This is a genomic window from Oryzomonas rubra, from assembly GCF_008369015.1.
In the GTDB taxonomy this organism is placed as follows: domain Bacteria; phylum Desulfobacterota; class Desulfuromonadia; order Geobacterales; family Pseudopelobacteraceae; genus Oryzomonas; species Oryzomonas japonica.
Window position 1 is genome coordinate 125860 of record NZ_SRSD01000011.1, and the last position, 15442, is coordinate 141301.

The 15442-nt window shown below is 49.1% G+C and carries 17 protein-coding genes; 9 read left to right on the forward strand and 8 right to left on the reverse strand.

The annotated features are described in order from the left end of the window. Positions 1 to 281: 281 nt before the first annotated feature. The 6 genes from ET418_RS16725 (at position 282) to ET418_RS18590 (ending at position 4763) form a co-directional block, all read left to right on the forward strand. Positions 282 to 1970, forward strand: coding sequence for an FAD-dependent oxidoreductase (locus ET418_RS16725; RefSeq protein WP_149309592.1), 1689 nt, complete (start codon positions 282 to 284; stop codon positions 1968 to 1970). Between the two features lie 170 nt (positions 1971 to 2140). Continuing rightward, complete coding sequence (locus ET418_RS16730; protein WP_218043409.1) at positions 2141 to 2533, forward strand: cytochrome c3 family protein; 393 nt, start codon at positions 2141 to 2143, stop codon at positions 2531 to 2533. An 84-nt stretch (positions 2534 to 2617) separates the two neighbouring features. After that, a complete protein-coding gene (locus tag ET418_RS16735; protein ID WP_149309562.1) occupies positions 2618 to 3460 on the forward strand; it encodes a DUF362 domain-containing protein in 843 nt (280 codons plus the stop codon). 211 nt (positions 3461 to 3671) lie between these two features. After that, positions 3672 to 4043, forward strand: coding sequence for a hemerythrin domain-containing protein (locus ET418_RS16740; RefSeq protein WP_149309564.1), 372 nt, complete (start codon positions 3672 to 3674; stop codon positions 4041 to 4043). A 333-nt stretch (positions 4044 to 4376) separates the two neighbouring features. Continuing rightward, positions 4377 to 4550: a twin-arginine translocase TatA/TatE family subunit gene (locus ET418_RS16745; protein ID WP_149309566.1), complete on the forward strand. Its 174-nt coding sequence runs from the start codon at positions 4377 to 4379 to the stop codon at positions 4548 to 4550. A 90-nt stretch (positions 4551 to 4640) separates the two neighbouring features. Next, positions 4641 to 4763, forward strand: a complete 123-nt coding sequence (locus ET418_RS18590) for a hypothetical protein (protein WP_274596143.1) — start codon at positions 4641 to 4643, stop codon at positions 4761 to 4763. Positions 4764 to 5166: 403 nt separating this feature from the next. On the opposite strand, the gene ET418_RS16750 is transcribed toward ET418_RS18590, so the two are convergent. The 4 genes from ET418_RS16750 to ET418_RS16765 all read right to left on the reverse strand — a co-directional run bounded on the left by ET418_RS16750 (position 5167) and on the right by ET418_RS16765 (position 8669). After that, complete coding sequence (locus tag ET418_RS16750) at positions 5167 to 6468, reverse strand: Arm DNA-binding domain-containing protein (protein ID WP_149309568.1); 1302 nt, start codon at positions 6466 to 6468, stop codon at positions 5167 to 5169. A gap of 169 nt (positions 6469 to 6637) precedes the next feature. After that, positions 6638 to 6847 carry a helix-turn-helix domain-containing protein gene (locus tag ET418_RS18685; RefSeq protein WP_149309570.1) on the reverse strand — a complete coding sequence of 70 codons (210 nt, stop codon included), beginning with the start codon at positions 6845 to 6847 and terminating at the stop codon, positions 6638 to 6640. Further along, complete coding sequence (locus ET418_RS16760) at positions 6828 to 8090, reverse strand: replication initiation factor domain-containing protein (RefSeq protein WP_246153136.1); 1263 nt, start codon at positions 8088 to 8090, stop codon at positions 6828 to 6830. The genes ET418_RS18685 and ET418_RS16760 overlap by 20 nt, the downstream gene beginning before the upstream one ends. Positions 8091 to 8159: 69 nt before the next feature. Next, the gene (locus ET418_RS16765) at positions 8160 to 8669 is read right to left on the reverse strand and encodes a hypothetical protein (RefSeq protein ID WP_149309571.1); all 510 of its coding nucleotides are present in this window, start codon (positions 8667 to 8669) and stop codon (positions 8160 to 8162) included. Positions 8670 to 8902: 233 nt separating this feature from the next. Here ET418_RS16765 and ET418_RS16770 point away from each other — a divergent pair, with 233 nt between their 5' ends. After that, complete coding sequence (locus ET418_RS16770; protein ID WP_149309573.1) at positions 8903 to 11197, forward strand: tetratricopeptide repeat protein; 2295 nt, start codon at positions 8903 to 8905, stop codon at positions 11195 to 11197. Positions 11198 to 11697: 500 nt separating this feature from the next. On the opposite strand, the gene ET418_RS18255 is transcribed toward ET418_RS16770, so the two are convergent. Continuing rightward, entirely contained in the window at positions 11698 to 11850 is a 153-nt protein-coding gene (locus ET418_RS18255) for a hypothetical protein (protein ID WP_188055653.1), read from the reverse strand. A gap of 646 nt (positions 11851 to 12496) precedes the next feature. Beyond that, positions 12497 to 12832, reverse strand: coding sequence for a Rossmann-fold NAD(P)-binding domain-containing protein (locus tag ET418_RS16775; protein WP_218043410.1), 336 nt, complete (start codon positions 12830 to 12832; stop codon positions 12497 to 12499). A 436-nt stretch (positions 12833 to 13268) separates the two neighbouring features. Between ET418_RS16775 and ET418_RS16780 the strand changes: the two genes are divergently transcribed. Further along, complete coding sequence (locus tag ET418_RS16780) at positions 13269 to 13697, forward strand: MarR family winged helix-turn-helix transcriptional regulator (protein WP_149309575.1); 429 nt, start codon at positions 13269 to 13271, stop codon at positions 13695 to 13697. 13 nt (positions 13698 to 13710) lie between these two features. After that, positions 13711 to 14427 carry an SDR family oxidoreductase gene (locus ET418_RS16785; protein WP_149309577.1) on the forward strand — a complete coding sequence of 239 codons (717 nt, stop codon included), beginning with the start codon at positions 13711 to 13713 and terminating at the stop codon, positions 14425 to 14427. A 282-nt stretch (positions 14428 to 14709) separates the two neighbouring features. On the opposite strand, the gene ET418_RS18625 is transcribed toward ET418_RS16785, so the two are convergent. Together ET418_RS18625 and ET418_RS18330 are read right to left on the reverse strand one after the other, a co-directional pair. Further along, positions 14710 to 14910 carry a molybdate ABC transporter substrate-binding protein gene (locus ET418_RS18625; protein ID WP_338045093.1) on the reverse strand — a complete coding sequence of 67 codons (201 nt, stop codon included), beginning with the start codon at positions 14908 to 14910 and terminating at the stop codon, positions 14710 to 14712. A 279-nt stretch (positions 14911 to 15189) separates the two neighbouring features. Further along, the coding region (locus tag ET418_RS18330) for a hypothetical protein (RefSeq protein WP_218043411.1) at positions 15190 to 15442 on the reverse strand (253 nt) is incomplete at its 5' end.

Here is a 15442-nt window from a genome sequence, read left to right on the forward strand (position 1 = left end):
AATCAGAAATATGTAATATACGTATTTTATTTAAATTACAAATGTAAAATAAATATCATTTGTAACATTTGTGTTTGTGCGTGATAACTGCATTGATTGTGTTTGATGCAGTGGGGTGGTAGCTCGGTTGCGGAGAAGCAGCACTAACGCTGTAGCTTGCAAGGAGGGGCCATGTGGTTGGAACGAAGTCCGCCGTAACGTACATCAGTGTTTCAAGTGTGCCGGGTGAGTGATGGGCACGTAAGAAGACTTTACCAACAAGCCGAAAAAGGGGACTTATAATGGAACATGATTCTGATGCTAAAAGTACGTTTTCGAGGCGCGATTTTCTTAAAACTTCTGCAATAGGGGTAGGGGCTACGGCGATTGCCAGCTTGGGAGTAACCACTGCCGTAGCTGGCGACCGCAAGCACACGAAAGGTGCCCATGCTGAAACTCACCCGAATACCGAACCACTTCAGCCGTTGTCGGCTCCGGCAAAATGGGATTACGAAGCCGATGTTGTTGTCGTCGGTGGTGGAGGAGCTGGCCTGGCGGCAGCCGTTTCCGCGACCGAAAATGGTGCCAAGGTAATCCTCATCGAAAAGAACGCCTTCTGTGGCGGCGATACGTCTATCGCCATGGTGTATGAAGGCAATGTGGGCAGTCGCCTACAGAAAAAGCTCGGGATCCCACCAATGCCAGTGAGTTCCCGTATTACCGGTGCAGAGCCCACCACCCTTGACCAATACAACAATCTTTATTGTCCTAATCCAACGGCAGGCCGCAACCCTACTCTCGTTCGCCAGATCATGGAGGTCCAAGGCGATACGATCAATTGGCTTGAAGAACGTGGTGTACTGTTTTCGGAGAAAGCCGTTGGGGGGTTGCCCATAGCGGGCGCGTGCCACTGCCCAATTGATCCTGAACATCCCGAAGAGGATTGGTACCGGTGGGATCCGCACAACGGTCGCGGTTTTACGGAGGGGCTGGAAAAAACGGCCAATAAGCTTGGCGTGAAAATCCTGAAAGAGCATCCTGCCGTTGGCCTTGTCAAGGCAGGGAGGCAGGTAATCGGTATTGCTGCACGTAATATTGACGGCAAAAAGGTATTTCTGAAGGCGAAGGCTGTCATCTTGGCAACGGGCGGCTTTGGTGCCAACAAGGACATGATCAAGAAGTACTGCGCGCCTCGCCGGGCGGAAGCTGTCCGCTATTGGGGCATGCCAGGAGCAACCGGCGACGGTATCAGAATGGCTCAGGCGTTGGGCGCTGATATGCATGGCATGGACGAGATCGAAATTTGGGACGGCGGCGCCCTGCGTGAGCATGGCGCGACTACGGTGTACAGCGCTCCGAACCAATTGGTTCGCCAGAAGTCACTTACCGTCAATAAAAAGGCCAAGAGATTTTTCAGTGAAAGTATTTACAAGGGCTACTATTACAGCTACCAGGCTGCCCAGACCATAGCACAGCCTAATCAGGAATCATTCACCCTCTTTGATGCCAACTGCATCAGCAAAGAAGACATCATCAAAAAATTTCATCCGACCTTTTGTGAATATCCCTGCCCCTGGTTCGAAGAGCAATTCGAGAAATACCTCGCTGAAGGGGTCATCAAGAAGGCAAATTCAATTCCTGAGCTGGCCAGGATGCTTGGGCTGGACCCAGTTCAGTTGGTTAAGACAGTTGATCGTTATAACAGCCTCTGCGACGCCAAGGAGGACAAGGATTTCTTCAAGGAAGCCATCTATATGCATCCCATCCGCACGGCACCTTTTTATGGTGTCGCCCAGAAGGGTGGGAGTTGTTTTAATACATGGGGTGGTCTTGTCGTCGATGAGCAATTCCATGTTCTCGACAAGGAGTGGAACCCTATCCCCGGGTTGTTCGTCGCCGGAGAAAACGCTGCTGGAGGTGCAAGTATTGCGTTTGCAGTCCCGGGAGGGCGCTTGGCCGGTAAATTTGCCGCCCAGGAGATCAAGGGGTAGTTTGCTGGCGCTGGTGAGGCAGGCCTCGAAAGGTGGCGTTACGTCGTTACCTAAACAGTTCCCGCATCCTAGCAATGAGATGTTCTGTGCCACAAGTGTAAACCGCGCTTGATTCCGGGTTACCATTCTTATGGCCGCCAGGAAGAACAAAACACGAGGAGAAAACTCACATGAAGCACTTGATAACTATTACTACAATGTCCCTGATGAAACGCATTCTGCCGCTGCTGTTGGTCATGGGGCTGTCGATGTCCGCTGCATATGCAGAAAGCGCGCCTAAGGTCAATAAACACAAGGGGTATGGGGTCGCATGCTCGTCGTGCCATACAACAGGTACATCATACACTCGACCTGACGATAGCATCTGCTTGGGATGTCACGGCAGTTATGCCGAGCTTGCCCAAAAAACGGCCAAGCTCGAAAATATCAAAGCCGCCGTTACAAACCCTCACAAATCACATATTGGTGAAGCTCGCTGCACCGGCTGCCACAAAAACCATGGGCCTTCGATTCTCATGTGCAACCAGTGCCATTCACCTAAGTTCGATATGAAAGTCCCCTGACGCCTGCTGATACGGCCCGCCCAGCTGTTCTGAACGGCCGGCGGGCCTGTTCTTGCGACCAGATCGATTGGAGAGGACTGAGACATGAAGAATGAATTAGATATGCGGCGCACCATAAAGCTCAAACACAGGGTTTTGAATGCGGTGTTCACTCGTAGAATCGTTCTGGCCCGCGTCCTCGACGGGCTGAAGCTTTTCGCCGCTGTTTCCCGTATCCCGCTGTTGGGGCGTCTGCACCCGTTAACGAAGCCCAGCAATAACTATTTTACCAACCTGCCCATGAATGTGGACATCCAGGCGGATTCGGTCCCCCTGCCGCCGGCTATAGCGACCGAGCTTATCAAACGTGCGAAATATCATCATATTCTGGATAAATGTCTTTGCCGCCATGGCCGCGATTGCAAAAAACATAACCATGACATCGGTTGCCTTTTTCTTGGAGCTAGTGGCTTGGATGTGGTGCCGCAATTCAGCCGCCGTGTAACGGCTGAAGAGGCATTAGCCCATGTGGAACGCGGGCTTGCGGATGGCCTCATGCCGATGATCGGGCGGTTTCGTGTGGATAACTATGCCTTTCTTCTTCCTGATCATCACACCTTGCTTGGCGTTTGTTTTTGTTGCGACTGTTGTTGCTTCATGAATTACTACCGTCCGACGCCGCAAGAACTGCTTGAACCTATCTATCCCCTTTTGGAGGGCCTTGAGATCAAGGTTACCGAACGTTGTCAGGCCTGCGGCCGTTGTACTGGAACCTGCCGCATGCGTGCAATTACCGTAAAAAATGGGCGAGCACATCATTCGGAACGCTGCCGCGGCTGTGGTCGATGCGCCAGTACGTGCATCAACAATGCGGTTGATATCAGAATTACTGATTCGAATTATTTTGAGAAGACGCTGGAGAAATTTCTTACTATTGCCAAGATATAACCTGTCTCCGTCTATTAGTATTTTTATATGTTTTATTGGTCATATTTGCATCGACCATCTATGGAGGCGATCTGTCGCCGCATTGCCAACATCTTACATCTCTAAGTATCAGGTAGGAACAATGGGGCAACCTGTTGGCGGGGTACCAGGCAAAAGGACATTGATTATGGAACTGCACACTTACGGGCAATACAGCATAACTGTGCCAAACATGCTGCCGCCTAGCGAAAGAAAGTTGACCTGCGACAGCCGCTACCGGAGCATCATCGACCAGTTGGATGTCATGATTGAACTGGTCCACAGGGAACCGGGCCGCAACCTAACCGCTGAACTGGATCGTCTGCTGGACGTCATGACGAACCACATCGGCTCGGAGAACAGCTGCATGGAGATGGTGGGCTTCCCTCAAGCTATTCAGCACCGTCTTCATCACCAGTTCATCTGCATCAACACTGGTGAGTTGTACCATCGTTTCAGCAAAGGCCAGGAGGTCATGCCCGACGAACTGACCTATATCCGCTTGCTCTGGATAGAACACATCCATATACATGACCGGGCCTTCGAGGAGTTTCTGGCTTGCTAGAGAAACCATACAGCGCGCAATCAAGGATCGCCAACCGACAAAAAATCCGACTCTGTACGGGTGCCATTTTGCGAAGAATCCTTTTGGGGAATGCTACTGCATGGATTCCAGGAATATTCCCATGGTAATAGCCTTGTGCCGTAATGATTTGGAGTCTTGCCAGATATTTCGACAACGCTCCAAGTAGTGCGAATACTTAAAACAAGAATGCTGTGTAAATTCAGTATCTCTAGCTGTTGTTGCCCTTGGTCGAATAAGCAGCCACACTCTGCCCGGTTTGCGCAATGCATTGGAAATCAGACTTGGAGTCGGAAGAGAAAGGAGATCAAATATATGTTCGGTTTTGGCATTCCAGAATTGCTTATTATTGGAGCGATTGTGATGCTGATATTCGGAGTTGGAAAACTACCGGAGCTAGGCAGCTCTTTTGGTAAGGCCATCAGCAATTTTAGGAAGGCTGCTGATGGTAAGGATATGATTGAACTCAACTCAAAGAAAGATGGGTAAGTCTGGTAATAGAGGCGAAACGAAGGCGTAAAAAAATTGTGTAAATGGCCACCGGGAATTAGAAGTTCGAGACCCCAGAGGAGGAATAGCGTGGCCATCACCGAAGACCTGCTTGATCAGTTGATAACGGATTACAAAAAAACTGAGGACCTGATAGGCGGGAACGGCCTATTGAGGGAATTGACCAAGCGCCTGCTTGAACGTGCCATATAGGCCGAGATGACTAACCACCTCGGTTAACCCACCACGATTTTCCATGGGTTGAACGTGGCAAGCTCATTGAAACAAGCATCGATATAAGTTTGAAGGGGATACCATGTTAACAGATTGGCTTTTTTCGATGTTGAAACAGTTATGTGACGACCTTTCTTTAGGTAAGACTCGCCGAGCTACATTTAATATTCGAGTCTCACTGTAATTTCACTGTGAAGCTGTAGGTTGGCGACCTTCAACGACCTTGGATAATAAAATAGCCGGATAGAAAAGCTAGATAACTTTATGATATTATAATGTAAAATCTTGACTTGATACGCTTTTTAAAATTTGAGATAAAATATTAAAGCCAATTGAAAGTGGCTTCGAATCCCGTTTCCCGCTCCATTTAAACGAAATTGTTTCAGTAGGTTATGGCTGTAACTCCGAAACTGTGCCCGGTACTGTGACTAAAAAGTGCCGGGTTTTTCGTTTTCTGGGGTGTGATGAAATCCTGGCCGAAGTATTCGAAGATTTGTTCCGCATCCTCTTCTAGTCCCTCCACATAATTCCCGTAGACCTCGAATACCATCTGCTTTGAAGCATGACCCATGAGACTGACCAGACGCAACGGGTTAATACCGATTGTGAGACTCCAGGCGGCGAAGGAGTGCCGCGCAGAGTAGGACGTGACTTCCGGTATGCCTGACAGCGTGACAGCCTTTTTCCAGACCTTGGCAAAGTCGGTGCTGTTCAGTCTCGTTCCCCGTGGTGTTGTAACCAGGTAAGGGGAGGGGGTGCGAGCTTGGAGAACGTCCAGGCGGCTCCTGATAGCCTTGGTGATGAAGATTTGCCGCTTTCTGAAAGCCGTCTTCATTGTCTGTTTCTCTTCACCCAGGACATAAGAACGATTGAGGTTGATATAATCGCCCGTGATATCCTCTTTCCTCAGCCCGGCCATCTCCGAAGGGATCATCCCGGTCAGGATCATCAATTCCGCAATGGGGCGGTAATGCTCTTCCAGGTTGTCAAGGAACAGGAGCCAATCGTTAAACCTGATAACGGTGTGCTCTTTCTTCACAGTCTTGGGCAGCTTCTTGTGCAGGTTGTCAAAGGGACTTTTGATAACCCAGCGGTGATGATCACAGGCGTCATTCCAGATGGCGCGGAAGGGTATCAGGAGATTGATCTTTCTCGCACGGGACAGGGGCTTGCCCTTGTTGCTCCCCCGTGAACATTTCAGCGACTCGGTGAATCTGAATAACTCCTGGCCGGTGATCTGGTGAAAGGTCATATTCCTGAAATGGGGCAGTATCCGGGTTTTGATGGCTTCCTTGTAGTCCCGCCGCTTGGTCGGTGATCCGAAGGAGGGGAAGGTGGTTTTCAGCCATTCCTTGACATACTCCCCGAATTTGACGTTATGCGGTTCCGGTCGATACTCCCGACCTTCCAGATTAGCGAAGAATGCCTTCTCTTTACTTGTTGCCCCTGGGAACTCTTCGGCAAACTTAAACGTCCCCGCTTCTATTTTCTCCATGCTCCGTTTAAGGAAGTCCCGGACTTTCTGTCCATTGGCCGGGGTATCATTCAACTCGGTTGAACGAATGATCCGATGGCCGAAGTAATAGAAGTCCACATAGAGTTTTTTCGAATCCTTGCGCCGTTTGACGCTGCCGATCTCTTTTGCCGGTTCTTCCGGGGCCAGCGTCCCTTTCTTTGCTTTCATTGTTTATCTCTCCATCCGTTACCCTCCCTTCGGTGTGCCAAAAGTTCAAAGGGAGGATAACGGCATTACATGGCATTATCAATAGTCAAGATTGACCAGAGGGCAGCAAGGGGCGTGAAGCCGCTTTGTGTCCCGTGGTCTTTGTTTCGGTGGTGGTGAAACAGTCGCTTCATTCCCGGCTTTTAGTTTGGGCTGGTTGTTGAAGAAAAGACCCCTCTTGCCAACGGAAACGGAGGACGCGACCAATACGGAAATAATGGACTCCTTCCCGGAGATCACCGTTTTTTAACCATTCAAACACGGTAGTTCTGGACACCTGGAGGCGCTGCGCGAACTGTTCCGCGGTCAGGGGTTCCGTTTCAGAAGGGCAGGTCGTCATCGTCAGCCCCTCCTAACGTGCCCCGATAGCCAAGCTTGAGCAGTTTCTCATTCAGCTTTTCCCGGAAGGTTGTTTCGCTGCCATACTTGTCCAGCAGTTCCAACAATTTGCTGATGGAGGCCTTGCGGTCCTTGATGCCTGACAGGGCGGCAATGGTTATCATTCGGGAAAAGACATGGGGCAGTATCTTGTCAATCTGTTGTGGGTTGTCACTGTCAAAACGTCTGCGCTCGCCGTTATTTACTCCCAAGATGTTCCCACTCTCCTGAACGGCAGCCCACCACCAGAGGTGAATGGTGCGCCTTTCAGCCTTGTCATTGTCAGGCAGGCGCAGGGAGAACCACTCCCCTGTCAAATAGGCCCACATGCCCCCGATCTTCTCCCAGAGGTCTTCCAGGGTGTTGATCCGGTATTGATGCAGAAAAGGGCGGCGTAATTGGTATTCGACGCGCCAGATGTTGGCCGGGTCGTCGGTATGCCAGAGATCGAGGAACCAGTGTTTATTGCTAATCTGTATCTCTTTGCCTTTGTCGTAGATGCGAAGCCGCACTGGGGCGGCGGGTGATCCGCAATAGTAGGTTTCCAGGATGCCGCTGTTGATGTGTGTACTGACTTTACGGCTGCGGGATACAGTGTACTGTTCCAGGAATTGAAAATTCGGTGGCGGGGTCAGGCGGAAGTCTACGGCCAGATCGCAGCGGCTGGGCTGGATACGGTCAATGGTGCCGCCGAAGTGTTCCAGGTCGAAAGTCAGCAATTCCAGGATGGTAGAAAAGCTTTCGTGCCAGAGTACCGAGGACGTCAAGGAAATATAGACGTTGGGGGACGTGCGGTAACTGTCCGACTTGGCAATAAAGGCCAGATACTCCAGAAACCTGATCCCATAGCGGTAGTTGGGAGGCTTGCCGCTGGGAAGGTGCTGATACTGACGGGCCAGGTCGGTGGTTTCGGGAAGGAGTTTACCCTCTTGGGCAAGCTGTTTTCCTGTTTCCAGTAACTCGCGGGTTTTACTCCATTGGTCATTCCAGGTAACGAACAAACCAAGATCAAGAGAATCAATACCACAGTTCAGTAACTCGTAATTATCAGCAGGTGGGTTTAGCGCATGGCGTGTTACAGGTGACGCCATGCCGGAAGAAGGTTCCGCCGTCCCGCCAGGGATTCCCCCAGAGGGGGAAAACCCTGCCGAGCCGACGGGGGAATTAACTTTGGTGTGATCGTTTGTGATGGTTGTTTTTTTCATGTGCTCTCCCAGAGAAATAAATTTTCTCCAGGGTCACACGGATTCAGGCAGAGGGACCGGACACGAAAATCACTTTTTTTTGTCCGGGTTGAGTAGTTGCCGCCAGAGGTTTCTATCCGGCTGCAATGCGCTTGCTAGGGCGTCGGGTTCTTTTGGTAGGGCTTCCAGAAGATTGGTGTCGCAATCCTGGTCGATTGCAGCAACGAGGTTAAATATATCGCTGACAAATAAACTACCCCACTGCTTGCGGCGGGGTAGTTTATTTCCCTTTCTGTGTGAACGATATAATGTGAACCATGTCCGAAAATGTTGTGGCGCGAACAGGTGGTTACCAAAACGTCTGGATTTTATATGCTGAAAATCTATATGGAAATCCCGAACTGTGGTTATAATTTGGGGGGATAGAATAGCGACGATGTAGGTCTGATTTTTAGCCCACTCTTTAACGGCTGCAAGCATGGGGCCTCCAGGATTTGGTATTAAACTAAAAATTCTAACATAATACGCGAGAGTGGAGGAATAATTGATTAAAGCAAATGCCCTCGTTGCCTCGCTATCGCTCAGCTTATCGGTTCGCATACGCTCGCCTTCGGGCCTAAAGTCGCCCGGTTGCTTGCTCCGGTCCCGCCCGGCCTCCGCACGCCACCGGGACGGCCACGGGCACCGTTAATCTCTGATTTATTTGTAGAGTTTCATGTGATATAGAAGGGATGTATTTGTAGGCACCCGTGTTACCGTAGCGGGTACAGTTGCCAACGCCCTAATTTTTGGAGAAGACTGCATTGCTAAGTGATACTGACGATATGAGAAGAATGCCCAAAAATAATAACGTAACAAATGAATCACCGGAAATAGCACTCCAATTTCACAGGGCAGGGCGTTTTATCGAGGCTGAAGCGCTTTACCAGAAAATTCTGACACGTTATCCCGATTCTGCGGAACTGCATAAAAACCACGGAAATACGTTATTGAGCCTTGGTCGTTTTGATGAGGCTGAACAAGCTTACAGACAGGCTCTGACACTCAAGACTGACTACGGTGTAGCGTACAATAATCTAGGCAATGTTCTGCGTCTCACCAAAAGATTGAAAGAGGCAGAACAAGCGTTTCACCAAGCGCTTATGCTTATGCCAGGCAACGCTGAGGTTCATAACAATTATGGCAATGTTCTCATGGATTTTGAACATTTTGAGGCAGCGGAACAAGTTTATCTTAAGGCAATATTGCTTGATTCCAACTTTGCTATGGCATACTGCAACCATGGCAATGTATTAATGGCTCTGGGGCGTTGGCAGGATGCGGAGAAGGATTATCAAAAATCGGTATCCCTAAACCCAAATTATTACGAAGCGTATTCCAATCTTGGAATTGCTCTTAGAATAAACGGCCATTTGGTGGAAGCGGAGCAGGCCTGTCGTCAGTCCTTGGTGCTTAAGCCAGATTATTGTGAAGCGTACAATAACCTTGGTAATGTTCTCAGAGATCTAGGCCGGCTAGACGAAGCTGAAGCCGTCTTACGCCGGGCATTGGAGATCAAGCCAGACTCAGCTGAGGCACATAATAACTTGGGAGGTACACTCAGAAATCTAGGCCGGCTAGACGAGGCCGAAGCCGTCTTACGCCGGGCGTTGGAGATCAAGCCAGACTTAGCTGAGGCACATAATAACTTGGGAAGCACTCTCCAAGATGTGGGCAGATTAGACGAGGCCGAAGCCATCTTTCGCCGAGCACTGGAGATCAAGCCGGATTTAGTTGAAGCACATAATAACCTGGGAAACATTTTCAAGGATCTAGGCCGACTAGATGAGGCCGAAGTCAGTTATCGCATGGCTCTCAATGTCAAGCCAGATTATTTTTATGCGTACAGTAACCTGCTATTTAATTTAAACTATGCTGACAGCTATCGTCATTCAGTTTGTCTTGAGGAGGCTCTTCGATATGGACTGATGGTAGCAAAAAAGGCATGTCAACGATTTTCTAGCTGGCAGTGTTTGCCAAAACCTGAACGCTTGAGAGTAGGGTTGGTGTCGGGGGACCTTCGTAATCATCCCGTTGGCTACTTTCTTGAGCGTGTGCTGGCACAGATTGATTTATCCCGTATTGAATTAATAGCCTACTCTACTTGTCCTAAAGTAGATGAGCTAACTACTCGTATTAAGCCATTATTTTCAATTTGGGAGCCCTTGTTCGGTTTGAATGACAAAGCTGCTGCTAGTTTGATCCACTCTGATGGTGTTCATGTATTGCTGGATCTCTCCGGACATACCGCTTATAACCGTTTGCCGGTATTTGCTTGGAAACCTGCGCCTGTTCAGGCAACTTGGCTGGGCTATTCTAATACGACCGGTGTTCAAGAAATTGATTATATTCTGGGGGATCCTTATGTCACACCTGAAGAAGATAAAGTATATTTTTCTGAGAAGCTATGGCAGTTGCCAGAAAGTTATCTCTGTTTAACACCTCCCAATTATAAATTAGAAGTTGGGGTGCTACCAGCTCTTTCATCAGGTTTTATCACATTCGGCAGTTTCAATAATTTGTCTAAAATTAATGACAATGTGGTCGCCTTGTGGGCACGAGTACTCCATGCGGTACCTAATTCTCATCTTTTTCTCAAAACAAAACAATTAAACGAACCGGCAGTATGCAAAAAAATAAAGCAGCATTTTGCCGCTCAAGGTATCGGATCTGAAAGGCTTATTCTTAGAGGGACAACTGTCACACGTGCTGAGTCTCTTGCAATGTATCAGAGTGTCGACATTGCACTGGACCCTTTTCCCTATAACGGGACAACCACGACCGTTGAGGGCCTATGGATGGGAGTGCCGATTATTACACTTCGGGGCAATCGTTATATTTCACATGTGGGTGAAAGTATTACTCATAATGCTGGATTAACTGACTGGATTGCGAATAATGTTGATGACTACGTCGCTAAGGCAGTAGAGCATACGCGGGATCTGAATAGGTTAGCAACATTACGGAACAAACTGCGCCAGCAGGTCCTGGCATCTCCGCTCTTCGATGCTCCTCGTTTTGCAAAACACTTTGAAGATGCTCTTTATGGAATGTGGAGAACATACGAAAATCGGGCCTGGATGCTTTAATAATGTAGTTAATCCTTGTAAAGTATCGACAGCCTAATGCCATGCCGTTACATAAAAATAAATTTTGGCAGTATCCAGTTTTGTCCTGGCTGGGGAGCCAATTTTTGCTCGAAAAAGCTGTTTCCAAACCGTCCCTATGGTATGTGAATTTATCTGAATCGGTTTGAACTTAAATGGACTTTTGACACATCGATGGGAATGGCAACTAGCTAATATATTTATTGTATTTGGCATGGTCTTTGTAAGTAGTTGATGTTGTCGGGTCTTCGAATCCCGTTTCCCGCTCCAATTTTTCTTATACGATTCAGTAAGTTATCTGAATTTGGTCCCGACTATCCCCGTAACTGTCCCCATAGGCCAGTAACGGGGATAGTTTTTTTCGGGCTTTATGTAGCGCGTTTTTTGCTTTGGCAGTTGTTTGCGACCGCTTTGGCAGTAATGTACTTTACAAAAGGGGGCTTCAAAGGGGCGGTTTAAATCCCATTTAAAGCCCCTCTTTTTTACCTGTTTTCAAAGATCAATTCACGACTTTTTTTACTCTTACCACCACCACCTATCGTGTAGGCAATTTCGACCGTCTGCATCTTGAATTCCTTGAAAACCTTTCGCATATCCGGATGGTCGTTGATGGTGAGAATCGAACGACCTTTCATATTCCGCATAGCCTCCGCTATTTTGACATATTCATCCAGGGGGAACGGTACGCCGTAGCCTTCCGTCTGCCAGTAAGGTGGATCGGGAAAATGGAGGGTGTAATCCCGGTCTCATTTAGTAATGCACGTGTGCCAGTCAAGATGTTCTATCCGGGCCCGTGACAGACGCAGATGAGCTTGGCTAAGATCATCCTCCAGGCGCAGATAGTTAAACTTTGGTGGCGAGCTGGGCGATGTGCCGAAGGTTTGCCCCGTGACCTTGCCACCGAACGAGAGTTTTTAAATATATAGGAAGCGAGCCGCGCGCTGAATATCGGTCAGAACTTCCGGAGGCGTTTCCTTGGCCCATTCGAAAAGTTGCCGGCTGGCGAGGGCGCTTTTGAACTGGCGCAGAAACTCCTCAAGGTGGTTTTTAATCACCCGGTCTCACCAAAATACCAACGAAAGGCGCATGCATCAGACAGAATGCATTTTTTGTGTCAAAAGCAACTATAAAGTGACTAGTCAAATCTTTAAAACTACTAAATTAGTAAATAATAACCTGGTATAGTGAAGATAAAAGATCAGGAGGTTTGTAAAGGTGGGACCGCTGGTAAGCAGTCCCCCTTGTTTGTACCTTTCCGCTCTTTCTAGTCTCTATCAGTCTCTAAGTATCGAAATAATCCATCCGCTCAAGATCGGCAATCAACCCCGGCTCGCTAGGGGCCCACCCCAGCCTTTCCCGCGTCAGCGCGCTTGAGGCCTGAAGATCGTGGCCCGCGAACATGCCCAGCCAACCGAAATGGGTTTGCGCTTCTTCCGGCGAGATGGGTTTTACGGGGACCTTCAAGCCCCGGCCGATGGCTTCGGCAATATCCCGCATCCGTACGCCTTCCTCGGTCACCGCATGGTACCTGGCGCCCGCCTCATGCTTCTCCAGGGCGAGCCGGTAGATAAGCGGCAGCCCTGTTTGGGCCGACAGCTTGCAGTATGGAGACTTCACCCACGACAGAATTGGATAGGATTAGTTAGTGGCTGAAAGCAGAAGGTGGGGGGGGGTGCCCAAATTGGCCGTTAGTGAAATGAGGATACAGTTATCCCTTGTTTACTTCGCAAATGAGATCCCTGGCCCAGTTGCTGCCGAGAACGACTCTCCCGATGGGGAGATACCTGCTGGAATAATCCAGGATGAAGCTACAGGCGAAAGGTAGTTTCAACATAATATACAAGCTGAGTAATGTAAATAAAATAAACAATATCAGCAATTTGTGTACTTTCATGCCTGCCTGTTGACGTGTTGGCAATGGCGCCTTCTACTGATGTTGCTGCCACTTACCGGAAGTTGAAAAAGCTGGTCCGACCAATGTAGTGTCAAGAGATTTGCTATTGACATTTAGTTGTCAAGCTTATTATAATTACAACAATCAAAGGAGCGATTCATGGACTTTTCCCTCGAAACATCTGTTGGATTCACCGTTTATAGGACGGCATTGACACTCCAGTTGGAGATGGCCCGTCGCCTCAAGCCATTTTACTTGACTCCAGTGCAATGGTCAGTCCTCACCAGGCTAGCCGAACAAGATGGGCTGCCTCAAAAGCAGGTGGCAGAAACCACATTCAAGGATCAACCTACGACTGGGCGTATTTTGGACCGCTTAGTTGAAAAAGGTCTGGTACGGCGGGATGGGAATCCTGGTGATCGTCGAGGCTTCCTGATCTTCCTGACAGAAGAAGGCCGTCGTCTACGTGACCAAATCGTACCGGTGGCAACACAGATGAATGAGGATGCCAGCAACGGTCTCTCTTTCGAGGAGAGGCAGACCCTCCTCGGACTTCTTGCAAAGGTGCAAGGAAATTTCAACCGCTAAAAGGAGCAGCAACATGGAACTGCGAGATCAAGTAGTGCTTGTAACAGGAGCAAATGGTGGAATTGGTAGCGCGCTGGTGTCGGCCTTCCTCACCGCTGGGGTTAAAAAAATTTACGCTGCCACCAAAAAAACGGGAACACTCCCCGGCTTGTTCAGCGACCAGCGGGTCACGCCAGTCGTAATTGATATTGCCAATCCTTCGAGTGTTAATACTGCAGCTCAGGCATGCCCTGACGTAACGATACTCGTCAACAACGCTGGCATTAATCTTGGGAGTTCTCTTCTGGACGCTCCGATTTCCGCACGAATGGAATTCGATGTCAACGTTTTCGGCACCTTGTCGATGTGCACCGCATTCGCCCCGGTCCTGAAAGCAAATAGTGGGGGCTGCATCGTCAATGTTATCTCTATCTTGGCCATGGTTAGTATGCCGTCGAATGGCACATACTGTGCATCGAAAGCTGCTTTACACTCCATTACGCAGGGGATGCGTGGCACTCTAGCCGGGCAGGGAACAAGGGTCGTAGGAATATACCCAGGCCCAGTCGCAACACGATTAACTGAGGGGTTAGAGATACCAAAGGCCGCCCCGACAAAGGTAGCCGAGGAAGTCGTTGCGGGACTCATGGACGACTGCGATGAAGTCTATCCCGATGACATGTCTAAGAACGTCAGTCAGGGACTAGCCGCTAATGCCAAGGCGGTTGAACAGCAATTCGCTGCCTTTTAGCTCTTGATGGGGTTAACGCCGGGCTCGGCACGCTGGCGCCTGTGGGAATCACGCCCCGTGCATAAGCCCGCCACCAACAGTGGGCCTATTTGACCAACGTTTCAAATAGTGGGAGAAGCCTCAAAGGCTTCTCCCACCCAAGCTCCCTCCCATAACACATATCACCACATGACGTTCCTACGCCTCCGGTTTGTTCTCCTCGATCCAACGCGAAATCATCGCAACGATCGGCTCGCCTCCTACGAACAAACTCCAACTTCAGCCTCGTGTGCTGGCTACGGCTCAACTGGAAGCAGACCTTCGCAGGCCAGCATGGCGACGTCCACGGACAACCGATATGAAGAGGTCAACAGGCGCGCCGTTGTCGATCTGCATGGTCAGTTGCCCCAAGGCACCATAGTTTTTGATGAACTTCACTCCAACACGCCTACTGGTGTAGCTGTCGGCGAGTTCGTTGATTACCACCTTCAGGCTTGCCGCCACCTGGTTATGTTAAAAAACTTATATCTAATGCAAATAGTGACCGGCCTTCCTCAAATGCGTGTGGTTAATCGAAAGGTACTGCGGGGGAGCAAATCTGACGGCGCCAGTCTGGCGTCACAGGCAATAATCAGACATTGGCCATCCAATTTCCAGAACAGCCTTTATTGGTGATCCCGCGCGGGCTCAAATTTTTTGTTGACTGGTTCAAAATCTTCGGTTTAGCGATTTGACCAATCGCTTGGTATTTAATGGATTTTGCTGAACGCTTGCAAACGAAAATCAGCCAACAAAGAAGATATAACCATTTAATATATTAGCTTTAATAATAAAGTATAACTTCAAATAAACCAATAAACGGTTATATCCGCGCGATACCAAAACATATTTTTCAGTACTTATTTTCAGCTTTACTGGCGTACTTGGAGAGATTTGAATGCTCAATCTACGGATAAGCAGGTTTTGTTCTGTTGAGCCGCTTGCTGTCCCCGGTATGCCCCTGAGTAGATCAGAATAGGTTGAAATTGATTGGACT